This is a genomic window from Allorhizobium pseudoryzae (genome assembly GCF_011046245.1).
In the GTDB taxonomy this organism is placed as follows: Bacteria; Pseudomonadota; Alphaproteobacteria; order Rhizobiales; family Rhizobiaceae; genus Neorhizobium; species Neorhizobium pseudoryzae.
In genome coordinates, this window is sequence record NZ_CP049241.1 from 232849 (window position 1) to 254851 (window position 22003).

The window sequence follows — 22003 nt, forward strand, 5'->3', positions numbered from 1 at the left end:
GGAAAGCTGCGCAAAAAGACTTTCCACCTCAAGCGCTTTTCCACTATGACAGAGCCGCTCCACGTCACGGCGCCTCGGGGAAGACGGCGCGCAACGGTCAGGTCTCATGTCGCATAATACATTCGGTCATCTCTTCCGCGTCACCACCTGGGGTGAAAGTCACGGGCCGGCTCTCGGATGTGTCGTGGATGGCTGCCCTCCGGGCCTCACCTTCACGCTCGACGAGATCCAGTCCTTCATGGACAAACGCAAGCCCGGCCAGTCGCGCTTCGTGACGCAGCGGCGCGAGGACGACCTCGTCAAGGTTCTCTCCGGCGTGATGCTGGCCGAAGACGGCGTGACGATGACGACGACCGGCACGCCGATCTCGATGCTGATCGAAAACACCGACCAGCGCTCCAAGGATTACGGCGAGATCGCCAAACGTTTCCGCCCCGGCCATGCGGATTTCACCTACGACCTGAAATACGGCATTCGCGATTATCGTGGCGGCGGACGCTCGTCTGCGCGCGAGACGGCAGCCCGCGTGGCGGCCGGCGTGCTGGCCCGCAAGGTGGTGCCGCAGGCAACGATCCGCGGTGCCCTGGTGCAGATCGGCAAGCACAAGATCAACCGCGCCAACTGGGACTGGACGCAGGTCGACCAGAACCCGTTCTTCTGCCCGGATGCCGCGATGGTGCCGGTGTGGGAAGAGTATCTCGACGGCATCCGCAAGGCGGGCTCCTCCATCGGCGCCGTGATCGAGGTGGTGGCCGAAAACGTGCCGGCCGGGCTCGGCGCGCCGATCTATGCCAAGCTCGACCAGGACATCGCCTCGCTTCTGATGTCCATCAATGCCGTCAAGGGCGTGGAAATCGGTGACGGTTTTGCTGCAGCCGAACTCTCCGGCGAAGACAATGCCGACGAGATGCGCATGGGCAATGACGGCACGCCGCTGTTCTTGTCCAACCATGCGGGCGGCATCCTCGGCGGCATCTCGACCGGCCAGCCGATCGTCGCCCGCTTCGCCGTCAAGCCCACCTCGTCGATCCTGACCGAACGCCAGTCGATCGATTCCGACGGCAACAATGTCGATGTCCGCACCAAGGGACGGCATGATCCGTGCGTCGGCATTCGGGCCGCACCAATTGGCGAAGCCATGGTTGCCTGCGCGATCGCCGACCATTATCTGCGGGATCGCGGCCAGACCGGCCGCCTCAAATAATCCGGCTTTCCAAGGGGATGAATGCCATGCCTTTCGACCAGAAACGCGTCGTCGACGCCATCCGCGCCTTTGAAGCCGGGCAGATCGTCGTCGTCACCGATGACGACGATCGCGAGAACGAAGGGGATCTCATCGTCGCCGCCGTTCACTGCACCGCCGACAAGATGGCCTTCATCGTGCGCCACACCTCCGGCATCGTCTGCACGCCGATGCCGCGCGAGGAAGCCAAGCGCCTGAACCTCAACGCCATGGTGGCGGAAAACGACAGCGCGCATACCACGGCCTTCACCGTGACCGTCGATTTCAAACACGGCACGACCACCGGCATTTCGGCGGAAGACCGGACGCTGACGGTGCGCAACCTCGCCAATCCGAATGTCGGCCCCACCGATTTCGTTCGTCCCGGCCACATCTTCCCGCTGATTGCCCGCGAAGGCGGTGTCTTGATGCGCTCCGGCCATACGGAAGCGGCCGTCGATCTCTGCAAGCTTGCCGGCCTGCCGCCGGTCGGCGTCATTTGCGAACTGGTGAACGACGACGGCACCGTGATGCGCGGCCCGCAGGTTTCGGCCTTCGCCGAAAAGCACGGCCTGCTGCAGGTCTCGGTCGCCGATCTCATCGCCTACCGCCAGCGCAAGGAAACGCTGATCGAGTTGCAGTCGAGCTTCGAGATCGCCACCCCCGTCGGTCCGGCGAAGGCGCATGCCTATTCGCTGCCCTGGGACCCGATGCAGCATCTCGCCGTCGTCTTCGGCGATATCCGTGACGGCGAGGACATTCCGGTGCGCCTGCATCTGGAAAACGTCGCCCGCGACGTCTTCGGCACCGATCGGTCCGTCTCCCGCTACATGCAGAAGATCAGCGAAGCCGGCCGCGGCATCATCATCTACCTGCGCGAAGGCTCCGTGGGTGTCGGCCAGTCCGGCACGGGACGACGTGCACGCAAAGGCGCGGAAGATCACGAGCAGGCGCAGAGCCGCGAAAGCGAGTGGCTGGAAATCGGGCTCGGCGCGCAGATCCTGAAAGATCTCGGCGTCACCTCGATCAAGCTCTACTCGTCCCGCGAGCGCCATTATGTCGGCCTCGAAGGGTTCGGCATCAAGATCACGGCGACCGAGATCGTTTGAGCATGACGTTCAGCCGGCGAGCGGTCCTGTGACGACCGGCGCCGGCTCTCCATTCCAGACAAGCCGCCAGACGTCTGCCTGCCGGACCGATTGCACGGCAGCCGGGCGCAGGATCGCCAGGCAGGTCCCGCCTGGATGGCGCACCGACGGATAGATGATGCCGTTCGTGCCGGCATGGCGGGCGTCATCCGCCAGCCGATTGCCCGCCGGATAACCGCTGGCCTTGTCCGCTGCGAGCGACGGATGATCCGGCCTCTCGCGCAGATCGACGAAGTCGCCAGACACGCTGCACAGCATTTCCGCATAATCGACCGTCGCATGGAAATCGCCGGCCTTCTCTAGAAAATCCGTCATGTGGAAGGTGATTTCGGCGAGGCACGTCTCCACCGCAAGCGCCGCATACCAGGCACCACGCGTCTCGCCGTTGAACCGGTTCGGCTCGCGCGGCTTGGCATAGGCGAAGCTGGCATTGATGAAATGGCCATGCGGTACGTCATAGACGAGGTCCTGGGGAACGAGGCCGGACAACCCGATCGTCTCCGCCTGAAGGCGGCCCGAGGTGGCACCCTCGATCTCCGCCAGGTCCTGCAGTTCGCGCTCGCTATCCACGAGCGCTTCCAGGACAGAGGCCCTCAGCCGCGCCGTCGAGACGAGCCTCACGGTGCGCGGATAGGCAATCACCGTCACCGGAACGCCGGCCACCTGCACTCAGAGCCCCCCGCGCACGGCATCGACGTATCGGCGCACTTCCAGCATGTGTGGAATGCCGCCGGACATCATCGCCTCGACCGGTGTGCGGCGATCAAAGAGGACGCCGCTGTTGGAAAGCTGCGGCCAGCGGTCGGCCATGTCATCGACGAACAGCAGATGCAGGCCCTTGTAGATGCCGGTGAGCGCCGAGATCCGCGTCATCTGATCCTGGCTCAGCATCTTTCCAGCCGGTCCGGCCTTCATCCGCTCCCAGGTGCTGACGGAGACCCCGAGCAGAGCTGCGGCCTGCTGCGCGGTAAGGCCCCACGCAGCCACCAGCCGCCCGTACGCCTTCAGCGCCGTCTGCGACAGACGCGCCCGTTCGCCCTCATCGGCAAAGCCGCGCCGCTCGATGATGCCCGGTTGGCGCGTTGCACTCGGTATGGCGACCATAAGTCTCTCCGTCAAATGACGTGGGTATCATACGTCATTTGATGGTTCGTTCCAACATTGTCCGTTTGTGCGGCTTACGGGACGACCAGACCGCCGTGATAATTCATCCGATAGACCTCGCGGCCATCGGCGAGGATGCGTTCGAGGCCGACGAAGCTTTGATGATCTCCCTCGCTCTCATCGGCATAACGATAGAGGTCGACCTCCATGGAAAAGCCGCCGAGGAACCGGCCCTCACGATACATGGCAGGCAGTGCCGTGCGGATGACATGGCCGGCCCGCGCGCCATCGATCGCTGACGGATCCAGCACACGGCCATAATAGTTCATCACCCAGACCGGTTCATCGTGCCACCAGACGATCTCCTGTCCGAGAAAATCCGTGCCGCCGAAATAGCTGTCGCGATAGGCCCAGTCGCCGCGCCGATACTGAAGATCGTGCGAACCGGTGCGTGACGAGGGCGCCGTTGCCCCGCCGCCGACATAGGTGGCAGCCTTGGCTTCGACGATGAACTCGTGCAGTTCCGCGTGATCCATCGCCTTCTTTCCCCTAGCGCCCAACAACCCGCGACATGCCGACCGAGCGCGGCGCCGTTTCAGCGAAACCGAACTGGGCGTAAAGCCGGTTGGCCGGCACGTCGGCGATCAGACTGACATAGGCGGTCGCGGGGAGATGGATTTCGATATAATCGCTGAGCGCCTGCATGATCCATTTCGCAAGCCCGCGGCCCTGATGCTCCGGCTGGATGGCGATGTCGGTGACCTGAAAGAAGCAGCCGCCATCGCCGATGATGCGGCCCATGCCGACCGTCTCGTCACCCCGCATCAGGCAGACGGCGAAGATCGTGTTCGGCAGACCCTTTTCCGCTGCTTCGCGGGAAAAGGGCGTGAGGCCGGAGACCAGCCGCAGCCGCATGTAATCCTCGACATGCGGCGTGCGGGCTTCGATCCGGTAATCGTCATTCGTCATCAAAATTCAGCCTTTGCTTTTTTCAACCCTGCCAATCGGCCAAGAACTCGACCCTCTCGACACCCGAAAAGCGGGCGAGGCGCTGCAATTCCGCTTCCAGCTTTTCCAGCCGGCCGGCGCTTGCACGGATAGCCGGTTCCCACCAGAGGCGCTTGACGATCAGGGCTCCCGCCTTGCGATCGGCCTTCATGTCGATGCGACCGACCATGCGGTCGCCTTCCAGCAGGGGAAAGACGTAATAACCGTATTGCCGCTTCGGCTCCGGCACGAAAACCTCGATCCGGTAGTTGAAGCCGAACAGGCGTTCGGCGCGATCACGATCCCGCAGCAGCGGATCGAAGGGGCTGAGCACCCTCAGACGCGCCGGCGGTTCGGGTGCTTCCAAGAGGGACGGCAGTTGTTCGGCAAAGGCGAAGGAGGGACGCTTTCGCCCCTCCACCGTCTGCAATTCGACCTCTGCCAGCTCCTCGCGATGGTCGGCCACCCAGACCTTCGCCTCCTGCGGCGTCACGAGATCGAAGAAGGCGGCGATTTCGCCGGAGGTGGCAAAGCCGAGCCGGGTCAGTGCAGCACGGCAAGCCCAATCGACGAAATCGGCATATTCGACCTCCGCCGAAAAATGGTCGGGCGGGATCACCCGTTCGGCGAGATCATAGACCTTCTGGAAGTTTTCGCGGCGGGCGATGGCGAGCTTGCCGGTGTGCCAGAGGAATTCCAGCGCCGTTTTCGAGGGATGCCAGTTCCACCAGCCGCCAGACTTGTGATCCTCCGCCTTCACCTCCCGCGCCAGCACCGGGCCATGATCGCGGATGCGCCGAAAGGTTTCCTCGACAGCGGAATCATACCCTTCCCCCTGCCACTTTCCCCAGTTTTCACGGATGCGGGCCTCGCGGCGCACGAACCGGTGCTTCCAGAAGGGAAAGAAGGCGGACGGGATGATCGAGGCATCATGCGTCCAGTGCTCGAACAGGCTGCGGTGGTCTTCGAGAAGGGCTGCCAGATGTTCCCGGAGATAGGTCTGGTTGCGGGAAAACAGGATCTGGTGATGCGCCCGCTCGACCGTCTGGATGCTGTCGACCTGCACGAAACCGAGATCATGGATCAGCTCCAGCAACCCGTCCCGCCCCAGCAGCCGGTTGGGCGGCCGGGAGAGCCCCTGCCGTTCGAGAAAGATGTGCCGGGCCTGCCGGTTGTCGATCAGAATCGTCATACCTACGACGCTAGCGGATGTTCGTGTTTTGTTCAACAGGTGTACGGTTGCAGCCGAAAAATTCCTGCGTCAGATATCGCGACCCTTGAGGGAACCTTCGCGGATCGCCCAGCTTGCTGTCTCTCTGGGACAACCAGGTTGCAATTTGCAGTTTGCGGCGCAATTCTGGGCGGTGTTGTTCGAGGTCCAGTGAGGAAACATGCATGCGAGTGTGAAAGCCACGATCATTGGGGTGGCCTGCCTCATCGCGCTTTGGGCACCACAGGCACGCTTCGATCGGGCAAGCCTGGAAAGCACTTGGGGGCAAATGACAGCAGACTACGTCCACGGTCAATGTGATCCCTCATTCCGGGCATTCGTACACCGAGACCGCACAACGCTTGCGCCAGGCGAGCAGATCAGCAACCGCTTTGTGAAAAGCGGGTCCCTGTCGGGAATTTATCCCGTTCTGAAAGAAGAGGAGGCGCAGGTAATTTTGGCCATTGAACGGGCTTTCGCCTGGGATTCAGCAAATGCGCTCCTCCAAGTTTGGCGGCGGGAGAACGGCAATGTTACCTTTCAGCCTGTCAGCCCCTCCGGTGGGCATTTGATGGATGGCATTACGCTGGACGATTGTGGTTATTTGGTCGGAGATGATAACCGAACGCGCCAGCGGCTTGCGATCGCTGACCACGAACGCGGATGATCGTGGGTCTGGCAAAGCCATCTCATGTCAAACAATATCGAGCGTTTCCCTGCGGCGAAGCACGGTCTATAGAGGCGGCAGTTTCTGGTAACGAGTGGCCCACCACGTGCACATTCTCTTCGATCAGGCGGAGTTGCGATATGGCGAGCGGATCGCGCTTCATCCGCTGAGCCTTGACCTGAGCGAGCAACGCATTGGCGTCATCGGGCTGAACGGCTCCGGCAAGACGAGTTTTGCCCGGCTCGTGAACGGGCTTGCCAAGCCGAGCCGTGGTCGCGTGACGCTGGATGGGCTCGATACGGTTGCAGACGACAAGGCGGTGATGGCGGCGACCGGTTTCATCTTCCAGAATCCGGGCCACCAGATCATCCTGCCGATCATCCGCGACGATATTGCGCTCGGACCGAAGAGCCGCGGACGGAAGGGTGCTGCACTCGAAGAGGCGGTGGATGCCGTGCTTGCCCGCTTCGGGATTGCCGATCTCGCCGACCGGCGGCCGCACGAGCTTTCCGGCGGGCAATTGCAGCTCGCAGCGCTGGCCGCCGTGGTGGTGACGAAGCCAAAACTGATCCTGTTCGACGAGCCGACCAACCAGCTCGATCTCAAGAACCGTGCGCTGGTGAAGGCGGCGATCGAGAGCCTAGACGAGCAGGCCATCGTCATCAGCCATGACCTCGACCTGGTACAGGATTTCGAGCGGGTGCTGGTGTTTCATGAGGGCGCGCTCGCCTTCGATGGCGCGGGCGGGGCCGCGGTCGCCCGTTACCGGGAGATCGCCGCATGCTGAACAGCCTGCATGTGGAGGGTCGCACGTGGCTGCACCGGCTGCCGGCGGCGCCGAAACTTTTTCTGTTGGCGGCGGTCAGCCTCGTCCTGTTCTTTGTCCAGAGCCCGGTTGTTCTTGCGCTGGTGCTGCTGCTCGCAGGCGGCGTCTATACAAGCCTCGGCCTTCCGGCCCGCGAGGCGCTCAAGCGCATCCGGCCGGTGCTGATCACCATCCTGTTGTTTGCCCTTATCAATCTCGTGCTGGTCTCGCCGCAGGAGGCGCTGACGACGACGCTCAGGCTTCTCTCGGTGCTGCTGCTGGCGGCGAGTGTCACGGCAACCACCACGATTGCCGCCTTCATGGATGTGCTGGCGAAACTGTTTCTGCCACTGGAACGTCTCGGCCTTTTGAAGGCCGCCGATATCAGCCTTGCCGTCGGGCTCGTGCTGCGGTTCGTGCCGGAGATCGCCGCGCGATACGAGGGCTTGAAGGAGGCGCACCGCGCGCGCGGCCTGCCGTTGCGCATCCACCGGGTTCTCGGGCCGCTGATCATATCGACGCTGAAGGATGCCGATACCATTGCCGAGGCGATTGACGCCCGCGGCATTCGGGGCCAGTAAACACGGCATGACCCGTGTCACGTTCTTGAGGAGATTTTCATGACGACCAGAGATTTGGTGCTTGCCGCCCTCTTCACTGCCATCATCATCGTGCTGGGCCTCATCCCGCCGGTCACGCTTGGCTTCATCCCGGTACCGATCACCGCCCAGTCGATGGGCGTCATGCTGGCGGGCACCATTATCGGCGCCCGGCGCGGCGCGCTTGCCTATGGCCTGCTGGTGCTTCTGGTGGCGATCGGACTGCCGGTGCTTTCCGGCGGCCGCGGCGGCCTCGGCATCCTGATGGGCCCGACCGCCGGTTACATCGCCGGCTGGATCATCGGCGCCTTCGTGGTGGGGATGATTGCCGAACGGTTCGTACGTGAGGGCCAGTCGACCGTTCGCCAGATGGCCGGTTTCTTCATCGCCAGCGTCATCGGCGGCATCGTGGTGGTCTATGCGATCGGCATGCCCGTCGTTTCGCTGATCGCCGGCACGCCCTTTTCCAAGGTGATCATGGGTTCGCTCGCCTTCCTGCCGGGCGACCTGCTGAAGGCCGCGATTGCAACGCTGGCCGCGCGCGCGGTGATGGTGGGCTACCCGCTTCTGCCGCAGAAGGCCTAAAAGGCAAACATCATCGGCGACGATGTCAGGGGCGTGCGGAGCGATCCGCGCGCCCCTTTTCTTTGCCGGATGTCACACGCGAATACATCTTTTACGAGCATAATACTTTTGTAATAACTTTTACGTTTACAACTTATGAGAAGTATAAGATATTCAATCCCGCATAGGTAAGCGACCCCGACAGCAAATGTCCGGGCCTCATCACAGCACTCACAGCGGGAGATTTCACATGAGCAGCAAGGAAGTAGCCCGATTCATGGTCGGGATGTCGATGGATGCCGCCGCTCTGCAGCGGTTCCACGCAAACCCGGATGCGGAGCTGAAGCGCTTCGGCATCTCGGATGCAGCCTCCAAGGTCATCAAAAGCAAGGATGCGCCGGCCATTCATAAGGCGATCAAGGACAATTTCGCCAGTGCCGCCTCCGATGTCGTCAACGTCGTCGTCGTCGTTCTCTAACGCCGCCTCCAACCGAAACCGGAAAGGGTAAGACCATGCCAGCCATGGATAAACTTCTTGTCGATATTGCCACCAATGGCGCAACGGCCAAGCGGTTCCGGGACAATCCGGCCGCCGTGATTGCCGCCGCCAATCTCTCTGCCGTCGAGGAATCCGTGCTTCTGTCGCGCGATCCGAAGATGATCCAGTCGGCGCTGCATTCGGCGGCACTGAAGAACAGCCTGAAGGCCGCGAGCGACGACACGGTCTGGACCGTGATCGTGGTGCTTTAGACGGGCGCGGCATCCGTCTCATCCCGGATGCCGCCCCGCGCGCCGCAGTCATCTGCCACCGAACAGGTCATCAACGGAGGAATGGGTATGACCCTGATGGAACAGACAAGGCCCGCCACATCGCCCGAAGGCGTGTCCGCCGCCGCATCGTCTCAAGGTTTTCTGGCCGTGGTCGGCGTCGGCATCAAGCTTGCGGCGCAGACGAGCCTGGAGGCCAAGGCCCAGATCGAGGCCGCCGACCGCGTTTTTTATCTGGTGACCGATCCCGGCACCGAATACTGGCTGCAGACGCTCAACCCCACATCGGAATCGCTGCAGCCCTTTTATGACGGGCGCGACAGCCGGCTGACCACCTATCTCGACATCACCGACTATCTGCTCGACCATGTCCGGCAGGGCCTGCATGTCTGTGCCGTCTTTTACGGCCATCCGGGCATTTTCGTGTTTCCCTCGCACCGGGCGGTGGCGCGGGCCCGCAGCGAGGGTTTCCAGGCCGTCATGCTGCCCGGCATTTCGGCGGAGGACTGCCTGTTTGCCGATCTCGGCATCGATCCGGCCCGCAAGGGCTGCCAGACTTTCGAGGCGACCGACTTCCTGATCTTCCACCGCACCTTTGATCCGCGCAATGCGCTGGTTCTCTGGCAGGTCGGCGTTCTCGGTGAAGTCGGCTACAAGATCTCGCTGTCGCCGCAGAAGCTCGCCGTTCTGGTCGAGAGGCTTCTGGAGGCCTATCCGCCCGATCATCCGGTGGTGGTCTACGAGGCGGCACGCTATCCGGTCTGTGATCCGCTGATCATCCGCACCACCCTCGCCGGGCTCGATGTCAGCATGATCAGCTCGATCACGACGCTCTACATTCCGCCGCTTTCCCAACGCAAGCCGGATCTCGAGGTCGCAGCGCGGCTCGGCATCCCGGCGGATTTCATTAAACGCCGCTTCGAGATGAGCGACGAAGAGATCGAACGCCTCGGCCTCGACTGAGCGCCGAAGAAGACCGACGGCTTACTCCAGATACTGGTAAAGCCAGTCGCGCAATTCCTCCGGCAGCGGCACCGGTTCGCCGCTGTCGGGATTGCAGGCGCTCCAGACGATCTCGGCCTCTGCCACCAGGTCCTCGCCGCGAACCATCAGGACGGCAAAACCCGCCGTCCTGCCGCCGATCTTGCTGGCGCGCACGGATGTCTTCACCTCATCACCGAAATGCAGCGCCTTGTGCAACTGGCAGCTGACCTTGGAGACACAGAAGGCCGGATCGGAGGGCTGCGGCGCACGCGCTGCCCAGAACTGGCCGAGCGCCTCTTCCGCATAGGCCAGATAGGCGGAAGAATGCATTTCGCCCCGCATGCCGACATCCCGGAACGGTACGCTGAACACGTAAGGATTCGCCTGGCTCACGGTCTGCCCATCTCCCCTGCCCCCGCAATGGTCTCTCGTCGCGCGCCATTAAAGACGACAGTGCTGCGGCGAACAAGCTACCCAAGCGCAGGCACCTTGAAAAATGCGGGTTTTTGCGCCATCTCGGCAGGGCTTTCCTCGCGCGGCAGGAGCTTGCCCGAATGACCACCCGCCTTTACGAGCACTCAATCTTCCTTGAACACAACACACCCAAGGGCCATCCGGAGCGCGCCGACCGGCTGCGCTCCCTGGCGCTGGCCCTGGAGCACCCGAATTTTGCCCGGCTGGAGCGGGTCAAGGCGCCGCAGGCGAACGAGGACGCGGTGATGCTGGCGCATCCCGAACGCCACTTCATGTCGGTCATGCGCGAGATCCCGGAAGAGGAAGACCTGATCCGCCAGATCGAGGCGGATACGCATGTGAGTTCGAAAAGCCTGCAGGCGGCGCTGACCGGCATCGGCGGCGCGATGGCCGCGGTGGACGACGTCTTCACCGGCAAGGCCGACAATGCCTTCGTCGCCTCGCGCCCGCCCGGCCACCATGCGGAAAAGACGAAAGCCATGGGCTTCTGTCTGTTCAACAATGTCGCAATTGCCGCCCGCCATGCGCAGAAAACCTATGGCGTCGAGCGGGTCGCGATCGTCGATTGGGACGTGCATCACGGCAACGGGACGCAGGATATTTTCTGGGACGATCCGTCCGTGCTGTTCTGCTCCACCCACCAGATGCCGCTCTATCCCTGGACCGGCGAAAAGGATGAAACGGGCGCGCATCGCAACGTCGTCAACGCGCCGCTGGAGCCGAACGCGGCGGGCGATCATTTCCGTGAGGCCTTTGCCGATCGCGTGCTGCCGGCGCTTCACAATTTCCGGCCGGACTTCATCCTGATCTCCGCCGGTTTCGACGCCCACCACCGCGATCCGCTGGCGCAGATCAACCTCGTCGGCGATGATTTCGACTGGGCGACGGGACGGATCATGGAAATTGCCGGGAAATACGCCGGCAACCGGGTCGTCAGCCTTCTGGAAGGCGGCTATGATCTCGAAGGCCTCGCCGAATCGGCAGGCATGCATATCCTGAGACTGATGAAGGGTTGAGTATGGCGGAGAGCGCAACAGTCCACGACCTGAGCGGCTACACCTTCGAAAAGGCCGTTGCGGAACTGGAAAGCATCGTGGCACGCCTGGAACGCGGCGACGTGGCGCTGGACGAATCCATCGCCATCTACGAGCGTGGCGAGGCCCTCAAGAAGCATTGCGAGCAACTGCTCTCGGCGGCGGAGAACCGCATCGAAAAGATCCGCCTCGACCGCTCCGGCAAGCCGCAGGGCGTAGAGCCGCTCGACGGCGACTAAGTCCGGAACCGTTTCTGCCGGCGCGCGTTGAGGGCGCATGGCAAAAGACACCGGACACAAGGCCCGCAGCGGCATGATCACCTTCGTTCTCACCATTTTCGCGCTGGCACTGGTGCTGGCGGGAATCTACATGTTCGGCTTCACGCCCGGCGAGACCAATTGAGGCTGGGCATCACCGCAGCGCCGCAACCTTCAGATCCACCGCGGCCAAGGTTCGGTCCACATGGCCGTCGAAGACCAGTTCGGCCTCGTTCGACACCACTTCGATCTTCGGCAGGCCGCTCAGGCGCACGTGCAGCGACTGGCGCAAGCCTTCTTCCATCCCACCTGCGAGCAGATCGTAGAAGCGCGTTCCGGGGCCTGTGACGGTGATCGGCATCGTCTCGTTGAGGCTGAGAACCCGCGAGAGGCCCTGCCCCAATGCCAGCCCCGCCTGGCGGAAGGCATATTGTGCCATGCGCGCGCCCTGGCGGGCGGAGAGCGCGATCTTTTCGATTTCCGCCAGCGGCACGAATTTGGCAGGAATGGTGTTCGGCGGCACCTGGAAGGCGAGCCGCAGGATCCCGTAGAAGCCCGCCGTCGCCTCGATGCATCCGCGCGAGCCGCAGCGACAGAGGCGATCGTCCACCGCATTCAGCATATGGCCAAAATTCGGGGCGCTGACATTGAGCCTTCCGCCCTCCACCCTGGCGATGCCAAGCCCGATGCTGTGGCCGAGCGACAGCGCCAACAGCCCGCCAAACCCGCCGTCTGACCTCTGCGCCATCGCCTTGCGGGCGGCCGCATGCGCCACCAGCAGCGTTTCGTTGCTGACGAAGAGGTCTGCCGCCGGATAGGCCCCGATGAGCGAGGAGAATTCCACCGTCTTTTCGCCGAACACCGGCGACCAGACGAGCCTGCCAGCGTCCGGATCGACAATGCCCTTGCTCGACAGGGAGATCGCACCGATCGACGCGGGCGAAAGTTTCGAGCGGCTGACCAGACGGGCAAAAGCGTCCGCCATCTCGCCCAGCAGGCTGTCCGGCGTGCCCGAAACGAGATCGCGCGGACGGCTGAAGCGGTCGATCATCGTGCCGCCGTAATCGGCCAGGCCGTAATGCACCTGGTCGGAAGAAATCTGCACCGCGATGACGTGGGAGAACGTGCGGCGACGGACAAACAGCACGCGCGGGCGTCCGCGTCCGCCCGACGCCGCCTGTTCCAGCCGCTCGATTGCGCCGGCACGCTCCAGATCGGCGGTGACCGCGGTGACGGTGGCCGATGCCAGCCCCGTACGCTCCGAAAGATCCGTATGCGACAGGCGGCCCGCCTGCCGCAGGGCCGCAAGAACGGCCGCCACATTCACCCGGCGCAGGTGTTCCGCCCCAGGCTTGAGCACCTGCGGCGAACCAAAACCGGCATTGTGAGGGTGGAGCGGATCGGCAGCGGCCATGTTTTGGACGAGGGTTCGCAAATACTGAATTTCGTGCTGTTGACAGGCTGAAAATCATCTGACAGATATTTTCTCGACTGTCGAGAAAAACAATCTCCCTCAGGGGTAGCGGGGTTCATCGACGGTAGGTCCAGCGGGAGAGGCAGACGAGGAGGTCGGCCACCGCGTCAATCGGGAGGTTCCTATGAAATCAGTTTTGAAGCTGATGGCCTGCGCGGCTGTCATCACGGCCGTTCACGCTCCGGCCTTCGCCAAGGACAAGATCATCGGCGTATCGTGGTCCAACTTCCAGGAAGAACGCTGGAAGACGGACGAAGCAGCGATCAAGAAGGCACTCGCCGCCTCTGGCGACAAATACATCTCGGCTGACGCCCAGTCGTCTGCCGCCAAGCAGCTGACCGACATCGAAAGCCTGATCGCCCAGGGCGCCAACGCGCTGATCGTTCTGGCGCAGGATTCGTCCGCCATCGGCCCGGCCATTGAAAAGGCGACCGCAGAAGGCATCCCGGTCGTCGGGTATGACCGCCTGATCGAGAACCCGAAGGCCTTCTACATCACTTTCGACAACAAGGAAGTCGGTCGCCTGCAGGCCAAGGAAGTGTTCAAGGCGAAGCCGGAAGGCAATTACGTCTTCATCAAGGGCTCATCGTCCGACCCGAACGCCGACTTCCTGTTCGCCGGCCAGATGGAAGTGCTGAAGGCTGCGATCGACTCCGGCAAGATCAAGAATGTCGGGGAAGCCTATACCGACGGCTGGAAGCCGGAAAATGCCCAGAAGAACATGGAGCAGTTCCTCACCAAGAACAACAACAAGGTCGACGCCGTTGTTGCCTCGAACGACGGCACCGCCGGCGGCGCGATCGCAGCACTGACGGCGCAGGGCCTTGCCGGCTCCGTTCCGGTCTCCGGCCAGGATGGTGACGCCGCCGCTCTTAACCGCGTGGCGCTCGGCACGCAGACCGTCTCGGTCTGGAAGGACGCCCGTGAACTCGGCAAGAACGCGGCCGAAATCGCCGTTGCTCTCGCCGATGGCAAGAAGATGGACGAAATCAAGGGCGTCCAGACGTTCAGCGGCGGCCCGAAGAAGGTGCCGATGAAGTCGGTCTTCCTCACCCCGATGGCGATCACCAAGGACAACCTGAACGTCGTGATCGACGCCGGCTGGATCACCAAGGCTGCTGCCTGCCAGGGCGTGAAGGCCGGCACGACCAAGGCCTGCAACTGATCTGAAACACTCACGGCTGGCGCGTCGCGGATAAAGCGGCGCGCCTTTCGCCCGTCCAGGGATGGACCGGCACCAAGAACAGGGAGAACGGCAAGGGCATGGCCGAAGCAACCAATGTCAACCGGGCGGCGGTCAGCACCCCCGCCGAAAACCCGATGAAGCGCCTGCTGCGCGCGACCGAACTGGATACGCGCCTGCTCGGCATGATCGGCGCCATGCTGATCATCTGGATCGGCTTCGATATCTTTACCGGCGGTCTGTTCCTGACCCCGCGCAACCTGTGGAACCTCTCGGTCCAGACGGCCTCCGTGGCGGTCATGGCGACCGGCATGGTGCTCGTCATCGTCACCCGCAACATCGATCTCTCCGTTGGCTCGATCCTCGGTTTCGTCGGTATGATCATGGGCGTGCTGCAGGCGGAAATCCTGCCGCAGATCCTCGGCTTCGAACATCCGCTGATCTGGGTGATCGCACTGGCCGCCGGGCTTCTTCTCGGCGCCGCGATCGGCGCTCTGCACGGCGCCATCATCGCCTTCCTCAACGTGCCCTCCTTCATCGTGACGCTCGGTGGCCTGCTCGTCTGGCGCGGCGCGACCTGGTTCGTCACCAGCGGCCGCACCGTGGCCCCGATGGACGCGACCTTCCGGCTGATGGGCGGCGGCACCAACGGTTCGATCGGCGCCACCTGGAGCTGGATCGTCGGCCTTCTGGCCTGCGTTGCGATCGTCGCGATCATTCTCAATTCGCGCCGCCAGCGTTACCGGTTCGGCTTCCCGCTGCGCCCGGTCTGGGCGGAAGTCTTCCTCTCCGGTGTCGGCTGCGCGCTCGTGCTCGTCGCCATCTGGGTGGTCAACAGCTATCCCTGGCCGATCAACATCGCCCGCAACTATGCCGAAGCCAATGGCATTGCCTGGCCGGAGGGCGGCCTCTTCATCGCGCATGGCATTGCGGTTCCGGTGCTTGTGGCACTTGCCGTCGGCATCGTGATGACCTTCATCTCGACCCGCCTGCGCTTCGGCCGCTACGTCTTTGCCATCGGCGGCAATCCGGAAGCCGCCGAACTTGCCGGCATCAAGACCCGCTGGGTCACCGTCAAGATCTTCGCGCTGATGGGGGCGCTTTGCGCCATCGCCGCGGCAATCTCCACCGCCCGCCTCAACGCTGCCACCAATGCGCAAGGGGAGCTGGACGAACTCTACACCATCGCCGCAGCCGTGATCGGCGGCACGTCGCTTGCCGGTGGCACGGGCACCATTGCCGGTGCCATGCTCGGCGCCCTCGTCATGCAATCGCTGCAATCCGGCATGGTGCTGCTCGGGATCGATACGCCCTTCCAGCGCATCGTGGTCGGCATCGTCCTGGTGGTGGCCGTCTGGCTCGACACCATCTATCGCGGCCGCAGCCGGTAACGGAGGACATCATGTCAGATACAAACACTCCGCTTGTCGAGATGCGCAATATCTCGATCTCCTTCGGCGGCATCCATGCCGTGGACAATGCCTCGGTGGATCTTCACGCCGGCGAAGTCGTGGCCCTGCTCGGCCACAACGGGGCGGGCAAATCCACCCTCATCAAGATCCTCTCCGGCGCCTATCGCCGGGATGCGGGCGAGATCCTGATCAACGGCGAACCGGCCGAGATCAGCAATCCGCGCGACGCCAAGCAATATGGCATCGAGACGATCTACCAGACGCTCGCCGTCGCCGATAACGTCGATGCCGCCGCCAACCTTTATCTCGGCCGCGAGCTGCGCACCCCCTGGGGCACACTCGACGACGTGGCGATGGAGGCGAAGGCGCGCGAAGTCATGGGGCGGCTCAACCCCAACTTCCGCCGCTTCAAGGAGCCGGTGAAGGCGCTCTCCGGTGGCCAGCGGCAATCGGTGGCGATCGCGCGTGCGATCCTGTTCGATGCGCGCATCCTGATCATGGACGAGCCGACCGCAGCGCTTGGGCCTCAGGAAACCGCGCAGGTGGGCGAGCTGATCACCCAGCTGAAGCGCGAAGGCATCGGCATCTTCCTGATTTCCCACGACATCCACGACGTGTTCGACCTCGCCGACCGGGTGTTCGTGATGAAGAACGGCAAGGTGGTCGGCCATGCGCGCACCGAGGACGTGACCAAGGACGAGGTGCTCGGCATGATCATCCTCGGCAAGGTTCCGCCGGGTGCGGTGCCGGGTCCGGGCGCCATGCAGGAAGCGTAATACCTGCGAAGACGAGCAACGGCAGCGCTTATCGGCGCTGCCGTCTAAGACAATAGTCCAATAGTCGAAGCAGACGGCGATTGACCACCCTTCCCCCGCACTCCATGATGGACGGGAGTGAACACGACTTGGGAGGGTCATCATGAATCACATCACACGCCGCGCCGTTCTTGCCACCGCCATTGCCGCCGGTCTTTCGGCTGCCGCTCCTTCGGCCAAGGCTGCGGAATTCATCAACCTTCTGACCGGCGGCACATCCGGTGTCTATTACCCGCTCGGTGTTGCACTGTCGGAAATCTACGGCCAGAACATCAAGGATGCCCGCACGCAGGTGCAGGCGACCAAGGCTTCCGTCGAAAACCTGAACCTCTTACAGGCCGGCCGCGGCGAAATCGGCTTCGCGCTCGGCGATTCCGTCAAGATGGCCTGGGACGGCAACAAGGAAGCCGGTTTCCCCGGCAAGCTCGACAAGCTGCGCGGCATTGCCGGCATCTATTCCAACTATGTGCAGATCGTGGCCTCGAAGGAGTCCGGCGTGACCTCGCTGGCAGAGCTGAAGGGCAAGAGCCTTTCGGTCGGCGCGCCGAAATCCGGCACAGAGCTGAACGCCAGGCAGATCTTTGAGGCTGCCGGCATGTCCTACAAGGATCTCGGCAAGACCGAATACCTGCCCTTTGCCGAATCCGTCGAACTGATCAAGAACCGCCAGTTGGACGGGACCCTGCAATCGGCCGGCCTCGGCGTTGCCTCGATCCGCGATCTCGCCAGCTCCCTGCCGATCAACGTGGTGGCGGTGCCGGCTGACGTGGTGACGAAGATCGGCGCGCCCTATACGGCTGCCACCATTCCCGCCGGCACCTATGACGGCCAGACGGCCGATGTGCCGACCGCTGCCGTCGGCAACTTCCTCATCACCCATTCCGGCGTGTCCGACGAAACTGCCTACCAGATGACGAAGCTTCTCTTCGAAAACCTGCCGAAGCTGACCGCCGCGCACGCCGCCGCCAAGGCGATCGACGTGAAGAAGGCGCTGGACGGCATGCCGGTGCCGCTGCATCCGGGTGCCGAGCGCTATTACAAGGAAGTCGGGCTGATCAAGTAAGGGACAATGGGGGGCCGCTCGCCTTCGGCAAAGCATCAGCAAGAGTGTGGGAAAAGCCCCTCATCCGGCTGCCGCCACCTTCTCCCCGCATGGCGGGGAGAAGGGCTATGCCGAGCCGTCGCCTCTTCCTTCGGACCTGTCGCGGGGCACGTCCCCTCTCCCCGCAAGCGGGGAGAGGGTTAGGGTGAGGGGCTCCCTGCAGGACAACCCAGGAAACGTGTGGCAGCCGTTAACGGCCGTCGTCCAACGAACCCTGCACGAACAAGACCAATGAGTGTGAGACACGCATGACACAAACCCTGGCGGAACAGGAAGCAGCGGCCGAGATCGAAGAGACCCATACGGAGGGCCTGCCATCCGGCTTTGGCGAGGGGGTGATGGGCCGCGTCGCCTTCTGGATCGCCTTCTCCTTTTCGCTGTTCCAGCTGTGGACCGCCGCCTATGGCACGATGCCGAGCCAGGTGGTTCGGGCCATGCATGTGGGTTTCCTGCTGCTGCTGGGCTTTGGGCTGATCGGCAATCTGGTGGCGAAAACCCAGGCGGGGCGCTTCTGGTTCTGGGGTCTCGGCCTCCTCGGTTTTTCGACCGGGCTCTACAACTGGGTCTTCTACGAGGACCTGATCCTGCGCAGCGGCTTCCTCACCCATCTCGATCTCGTGGTCGGCAGCGTCGTCATCGTGCTCGTCTTTGAAGGCGCGCGCCGCCTGATGGGCCTGCCGCTGACGATCATTTCCGGCATCTTCCTCGCCTACTGTTTCTTCGGCCAGTATTTTCCCGATCCCTTCGTGCATCGCGGCTATGATTTCGAGCAGATCATCGAGCATTTCGGCTTCGGCACCGAGGGCATCTACGGCACGCCGATCTATGTCTCGGCGGCCTATATCTTCATCTTCGTCGTGTTCGCCTCCTTCCTGGAGCGCGGCGGGATGCTCGGCCTGTTCAATGATTTCGCGCTCGGCCTCGTCGGCTCCTGGAAGGGCGGTCCGGCGCAGGTCTGCGTCATGTCCTCGGCGCTGATGGGCACGATTTCCGGCTCCGGCGTCGCCAATGTGGTGGCGAGCGGCCAGTTCACCATTCCGCTGATGAAGCGCTTCGGCTTCCGCTCCGCCTTTGCCGGCGGGGTGGAGGCAACCTCCTCCATGGGCGGGCAGATCATGCCGCCGGTGATGGGGGCCGTCGCCTTCATCATGGCCGAGACGCTGAACGTGCCCTACGCGGATATCGTCAAGGCAGCGCTGATCCCCGCCATCCTCTATTTCGGCGTCTGCTTCTGGATGGTCTATCTGGAAGCCGGCAAGGCGGGGCTTGCGGGCCTTGCGAAGGCAGACCTGCCGAACCCGTGGGCCGCGGTCAAGGAACACTGGCCGTTGATCCTGCCGCTTGCCGCGCTCGTCTACCTGCTGTTTGCCGGTTACACGCCGATTTTCGCCGGCACGATGGGCCTCGCGCTCGTCGTCGTGCTTTTGCTCGGCATGCCGCTCGCGGCACGCATCGGGCCGCTCGCCTTCCGCATCGTCTTTTGGCTTGCGATCGGTTTCGCCGCGAGCGCCTTCCTCAAATTCGGCGTCAACATCCTTGTCCTCATCATCCTTGGCATGATGACCGCCTGCTTCTTCGTCAAGGGCGGGCGGGAGACGCTGATCATCTGCCGCGATGCCATGGCGGAGGGTGCCAAGAACGCCCTTCCCGTCGGCATTGCCTGCGCCATCGTCGGCATCGTCATCGGCACGCTGACGCTGACCGGCATCGCCTCCACCTTCATCGGTGCGATCATCCGCATCGGTGAGCAGCATCTCTTCCTGTCGCTGGTGCTGACGATGATCACCTGCCTGATCCTCGGCATGGGCATTCCGACGATCCCGAACTACATCATCACCTCGTCGCTCGCCGGCCCGGCGCTGCTGGAACTCGGCGTGCCGCTGATCGTCAGCCACATGTTCGTCTTCTATTTCGGCATCATGGCGGACCTGACGCCGCCGGTGGCGCTTGCCTGTTTTGCCGCGGCCCCCATGGCGAAGACCTCCGGCCTCAAGATCTCGATCGAGGCGACCAAGCTTGCCACCGCCGGCTTCGTGGTGCCGTTCATGGCGGTCTATGCACCGGCACTGATGCTGCAGGATGCCGGGCCGATCGCGGCCGCCTGGGGCTATCCGGTGGAGGTTGCCTATGTCTTCCTGAAAGCCTGCTTCGGCATCGGGCTCTGGGGTGCGGCGGTGGTGGGTTATCTGTTTGCCCGCCTCAACCTGCTGGAACGCGCTGTGGCGCTTATCGCCGGCGCCTGCATGGTGCTCGCTCTGCCCTTGACCGACGAGATCGGTTTTGCGCTGGGCTTTGCCTTCATTGCCTATCACTACCTGACAGTGCGGCGCGCCAAGGCCACCGGTTCGCTCACCGGTGCACCATGAGCCTTTGTGTGCTGGCGGCAGGCAAGGTGGCGGTGATTGCCGCCACCAGCTTCACGCTCAGCTGGACCCATTCGGTGGAAAAGGTGGAATGGCGCGAGACCTACCAGGTGACCGGGGCCGGTCTTCGTCTGGAACAGGCGGCCGTCAAGGGCTCCGGCGCCGGCATGGAACCGGGGCCGGATGCGGTGCTACAAAATGGCTGGTGGGTGTGGCAGCCGAAGATAGAGCCGCTCCCGCGTCTATCCCTCGCCGCTTCGGGCGCGACCGTGAGCGGCTGGCGCCTCTGCCATCAAGACGGATGCCTGACGCTGGGCGAACAGGCCGGCGACGGGGTGGTGGTGGAGCCGTGCGGGTGAGATCAACTGCGCCCGACGCGCCGCTCCAGCGCTTCGATGCGTTCGACCAGATCTTCGAGCGAAATCTTGTTCTGCAATCCGCCCTGGACGGCATTCAGGATCTCGTTGGAGTGGCTCGCAACATCCAGACTGAGCGCCTTGATCTGGCGTGAATTGTCGCTGACGGCGGTTTCCAGTTCATCAATGCGATGAAACAGGGAGTCCATCCGCGTGCGTGTTTCATCGCGGAACTGCTCGAATTCGGCCCGCAGTTGAGCAACTTCGCCCCGCACCTGCGCCAATTCGGACTTCAGGTCGATCATGTCCAGGCGGAACTGGTTGTTGTGGCGTGAAATCTTGGCAAACTCGACGTCGAAACGATCCGTCATGGTCATCGTTTCCATCAGGCGACGATTGACCCCCTGCATGGCGTCGATCAACGACGACATCTGGTTGTAGAGGCCCCTCTGGAATTCGGCATCCGATGACATGACCGTCTCCCGACAAACACACACCGAAGGATACAGTGCGAACGGAGTAGATACAACTGCCGAAAAGCCCGGGTTTCTTCGGTTATCTGGCCCTTAGAACACCCGCGAGTGTGTGGATGTGGGATGCACCAATGCCGCAGCAGCCGCCGATCATCGTGGCGCCGGCATCCGCCCAGCGGCAGGCAAACCGCGAATAGGCGTCACTCGTCAGGTCTTTCCGCGTCTCGTGCAGGCCTTCATTGGCGGCCGTTTCATCCGTATCGCTGTCGAAGGCATTGGCGTAGACGCCGATCGGCATCGAAACGCCCTTGGCGCGCATGGCTTCCTTGGCCACCTTGACGGCCGCCTCCATGACTTCCGGACGGGCACAGTTGAAGAGGAGCGCCTCGGCACCGGAGCCCGCCGCCCACAGCGCCGCATCCGCCACCGTCTCGCCGGAGCGCAGCTTCGGCTTGGCGCCGGCCACCTGCGCCGCATCGTCGGCCAGCGTGAAGGAAATCCAGAAGGGTTTGCCGGTGTTTTCCACGGCGACCCGCACCGCCTCGCCCTCGGCAATCAGGGACAGCGTTTCGCCCAGCCAGACATCAACGAAGGGCGACAGGTTCTCGACCAGGACGGAGAGATAATCCTGCACCCGCGCCGGATCGAAGTTCTGCGGTTCGTAGGACCCGAAGATCGGCGGCAGACCGCCCGTGACCGTCACCGGACGCCCCGCCGCATCAGCCGCCTCGCGCGCCAGGCGACCGGAAAGGGCGATCAGCGCCGCTCCCTCCTGGGCGAAACGCTCCTCGCCGATATGGAAGGGCACCAGCGCATAGGAATTGGTGGTGATCACATCGGCGCCGGCGGCGATGAATTCCTCATGCACCTGGCGGACGATCTGAGGACTATCGATCAAGGCGAGCGCCGACCATTCCGGCTGCTTCAACTGCGCTCCGAGGCGCAGAAGCTCGCGGCTCATGCCGCCATCCAGTATGCGAAGCGTGCTCATGCGGAAAATCC

The 22003-nt window shown here is 63.1% G+C and carries 27 protein-coding genes; 18 read left to right on the top strand and 9 right to left on the bottom strand.

What is annotated here, in order from left to right; all coding sequences use genetic code 11:
- The first annotated feature begins 106 nt into the window (after positions 1–106).
- Both aroC and ribB read left to right on the top strand, forming a co-directional pair.
- Positions 107–1204: a chorismate synthase gene (gene aroC / locus G6N78_RS01350; RefSeq protein ID WP_165214890.1), complete on the top strand. Its 1098-nt coding sequence runs from the start codon at positions 107–109 to the stop codon at positions 1202–1204.
- 26 nt (positions 1205–1230) lie between these two features.
- Positions 1231–2331 carry a 3,4-dihydroxy-2-butanone-4-phosphate synthase gene (gene ribB, locus G6N78_RS01355; RefSeq protein ID WP_165214893.1) on the top strand — a complete coding sequence of 367 codons (1101 nt, stop codon included), beginning with the start codon at positions 1231–1233 and terminating at the stop codon, positions 2329–2331.
- A gap of 9 nt (positions 2332–2340) precedes the next feature.
- Here the strand turns inward: ribB and G6N78_RS01360 are convergent, their stop codons facing one another.
- From G6N78_RS01360 to G6N78_RS01380, 5 genes are all read right to left on the bottom strand, one after another.
- A complete protein-coding gene (locus tag G6N78_RS01360) occupies positions 2341–3039 on the bottom strand; it encodes an RES family NAD+ phosphorylase (protein ID WP_165214896.1) in 699 nt (232 codons plus the stop codon).
- Positions 3040–3474 (bottom strand): antitoxin Xre-like helix-turn-helix domain-containing protein, encoded by a 435-nt coding sequence (locus tag G6N78_RS01365; RefSeq protein ID WP_165214899.1) that lies wholly within the window; start codon positions 3472–3474, stop codon positions 3040–3042. It lies immediately after the preceding gene.
- A 74-nt stretch (positions 3475–3548) separates the two neighbouring features.
- A complete protein-coding gene (locus G6N78_RS01370; RefSeq protein ID WP_165214901.1) occupies positions 3549–4010 on the bottom strand; it encodes a DUF5680 domain-containing protein in 462 nt (153 codons plus the stop codon).
- 13 nt (positions 4011–4023) lie between these two features.
- Positions 4024–4443, bottom strand: a complete 420-nt coding sequence (locus G6N78_RS01375) for a GNAT family N-acetyltransferase (protein ID WP_234905855.1) — start codon at positions 4441–4443, stop codon at positions 4024–4026.
- A 22-nt stretch (positions 4444–4465) separates the two neighbouring features.
- Complete coding sequence (locus G6N78_RS01380; protein ID WP_165214906.1) at positions 4466–5653, bottom strand: winged helix-turn-helix domain-containing protein; 1188 nt, start codon at positions 5651–5653, stop codon at positions 4466–4468.
- A gap of 211 nt (positions 5654–5864) precedes the next feature.
- Between G6N78_RS01380 and G6N78_RS01385 the strand changes: the two genes are divergently transcribed.
- The 7 genes from G6N78_RS01385 (at position 5865) to G6N78_RS01415 (ending at position 10037) form a co-directional block, all read left to right on the top strand.
- On the top strand, positions 5865–6338 hold the full coding sequence (locus G6N78_RS01385; RefSeq protein WP_165214909.1) for a hypothetical protein: 474 nt from the start codon (positions 5865–5867) through the stop codon (positions 6336–6338).
- A 106-nt stretch (positions 6339–6444) separates the two neighbouring features.
- Complete coding sequence (locus G6N78_RS01390) at positions 6445–7125, top strand: energy-coupling factor ABC transporter ATP-binding protein (RefSeq protein ID WP_165214911.1); 681 nt, start codon at positions 6445–6447, stop codon at positions 7123–7125.
- Positions 7119–7724 carry an energy-coupling factor transporter transmembrane component T family protein gene (locus tag G6N78_RS01395; protein WP_206531593.1) on the top strand — a complete coding sequence of 202 codons (606 nt, stop codon included), beginning with the start codon at positions 7119–7121 and terminating at the stop codon, positions 7722–7724. Before G6N78_RS01390 ends, G6N78_RS01395 begins: the two co-directional genes overlap by 7 nt.
- 39 nt (positions 7725–7763) lie before the next feature.
- The gene (locus G6N78_RS01400) at positions 7764–8327 is read left to right on the top strand and encodes a biotin transporter BioY (RefSeq protein WP_165214913.1); all 564 of its coding nucleotides are present in this window, start codon (positions 7764–7766) and stop codon (positions 8325–8327) included.
- 229 nt (positions 8328–8556) lie between these two features.
- Entirely contained in the window at positions 8557–8784 is a 228-nt protein-coding gene (locus G6N78_RS01405) for a hypothetical protein (RefSeq protein ID WP_165214916.1), read from the top strand.
- A gap of 44 nt (positions 8785–8828) precedes the next feature.
- The gene (locus G6N78_RS01410; RefSeq protein ID WP_165214919.1) at positions 8829–9056 is read left to right on the top strand and encodes a hypothetical protein; all 228 of its coding nucleotides are present in this window, start codon (positions 8829–8831) and stop codon (positions 9054–9056) included.
- An 87-nt stretch (positions 9057–9143) separates the two neighbouring features.
- A complete protein-coding gene (locus tag G6N78_RS01415; RefSeq protein WP_206531594.1) occupies positions 9144–10037 on the top strand; it encodes an SAM-dependent methyltransferase in 894 nt (297 codons plus the stop codon).
- A gap of 21 nt (positions 10038–10058) precedes the next feature.
- Here G6N78_RS01415 and G6N78_RS01420 read toward each other — a convergent pair whose 3' ends face one another.
- Positions 10059–10451, bottom strand: coding sequence for an acyl-CoA thioesterase (locus G6N78_RS01420; protein WP_165214921.1), 393 nt, complete (start codon positions 10449–10451; stop codon positions 10059–10061).
- A gap of 161 nt (positions 10452–10612) precedes the next feature.
- On the opposite strand from G6N78_RS01420, the gene G6N78_RS01425 reads away from it, so the two are divergent.
- Genes G6N78_RS01425 through G6N78_RS25920 form a run of 3 tightly spaced genes read left to right on the top strand, consistent with a single transcriptional unit; the run spans position 10613 to position 11968 of the window.
- On the top strand, positions 10613–11548 hold the full coding sequence (locus G6N78_RS01425) for a histone deacetylase family protein (RefSeq protein ID WP_165214924.1): 936 nt from the start codon (positions 10613–10615) through the stop codon (positions 11546–11548).
- 2 nt (positions 11549–11550) lie between these two features.
- Positions 11551–11805, top strand: a complete 255-nt coding sequence (locus G6N78_RS01430; protein ID WP_165214926.1) for an exodeoxyribonuclease VII small subunit — start codon at positions 11551–11553, stop codon at positions 11803–11805.
- Between the two features lie 37 nt (positions 11806–11842).
- Positions 11843–11968: a hypothetical protein gene (locus tag G6N78_RS25920; protein WP_272955622.1), complete on the top strand. Its 126-nt coding sequence runs from the start codon at positions 11843–11845 to the stop codon at positions 11966–11968.
- A 9-nt stretch (positions 11969–11977) separates the two neighbouring features.
- On the opposite strand, the gene G6N78_RS01435 is transcribed toward G6N78_RS25920, so the two are convergent.
- Positions 11978–13237 carry an ROK family protein gene (locus G6N78_RS01435; protein WP_165221136.1) on the bottom strand — a complete coding sequence of 420 codons (1260 nt, stop codon included), beginning with the start codon at positions 13235–13237 and terminating at the stop codon, positions 11978–11980.
- Positions 13238–13421: 184 nt separating this feature from the next.
- On the opposite strand from G6N78_RS01435, the gene xylF reads away from it, so the two are divergent.
- The 6 genes from xylF (at position 13422) to G6N78_RS01465 (ending at position 20531) form a co-directional block, all read left to right on the top strand.
- Positions 13422–14462: a D-xylose ABC transporter substrate-binding protein gene (gene xylF / locus G6N78_RS01440; protein ID WP_165214949.1), complete on the top strand. Its 1041-nt coding sequence runs from the start codon at positions 13422–13424 to the stop codon at positions 14460–14462.
- Positions 14463–14560: 98 nt separating this feature from the next.
- The gene (locus tag G6N78_RS01445; RefSeq protein WP_165214951.1) at positions 14561–15871 is read left to right on the top strand and encodes a sugar ABC transporter permease; all 1311 of its coding nucleotides are present in this window, start codon (positions 14561–14563) and stop codon (positions 15869–15871) included.
- Between the two features lie 11 nt (positions 15872–15882).
- The gene (locus G6N78_RS01450) at positions 15883–16668 is read left to right on the top strand and encodes an ATP-binding cassette domain-containing protein (protein ID WP_165214954.1); all 786 of its coding nucleotides are present in this window, start codon (positions 15883–15885) and stop codon (positions 16666–16668) included.
- 142 nt (positions 16669–16810) lie between these two features.
- Positions 16811–17770: a TAXI family TRAP transporter solute-binding subunit gene (locus tag G6N78_RS01455; RefSeq protein ID WP_165214955.1), complete on the top strand. Its 960-nt coding sequence runs from the start codon at positions 16811–16813 to the stop codon at positions 17768–17770.
- 287 nt (positions 17771–18057) lie between these two features.
- Positions 18058–20175: a TRAP transporter permease gene (locus G6N78_RS01460; RefSeq protein ID WP_165214958.1), complete on the top strand. Its 2118-nt coding sequence runs from the start codon at positions 18058–18060 to the stop codon at positions 20173–20175.
- The gene (locus G6N78_RS01465) at positions 20172–20531 is read left to right on the top strand and encodes a DUF1850 domain-containing protein (RefSeq protein WP_165214960.1); all 360 of its coding nucleotides are present in this window, start codon (positions 20172–20174) and stop codon (positions 20529–20531) included. Before G6N78_RS01460 ends, G6N78_RS01465 begins: the two co-directional genes overlap by 4 nt.
- A gap of 2 nt (positions 20532–20533) precedes the next feature.
- On the opposite strand, the gene G6N78_RS01470 is transcribed toward G6N78_RS01465, so the two are convergent.
- On the bottom strand, positions 20534–21001 hold the full coding sequence (locus G6N78_RS01470; RefSeq protein ID WP_165214963.1) for a hypothetical protein: 468 nt from the start codon (positions 20999–21001) through the stop codon (positions 20534–20536).
- An 82-nt stretch (positions 21002–21083) separates the two neighbouring features.
- The gene (locus G6N78_RS01475; RefSeq protein WP_165214965.1) at positions 21084–21992 is read right to left on the bottom strand and encodes a homocysteine S-methyltransferase family protein; all 909 of its coding nucleotides are present in this window, start codon (positions 21990–21992) and stop codon (positions 21084–21086) included.
- Positions 21993–22003 lie beyond the last annotated feature (11 nt).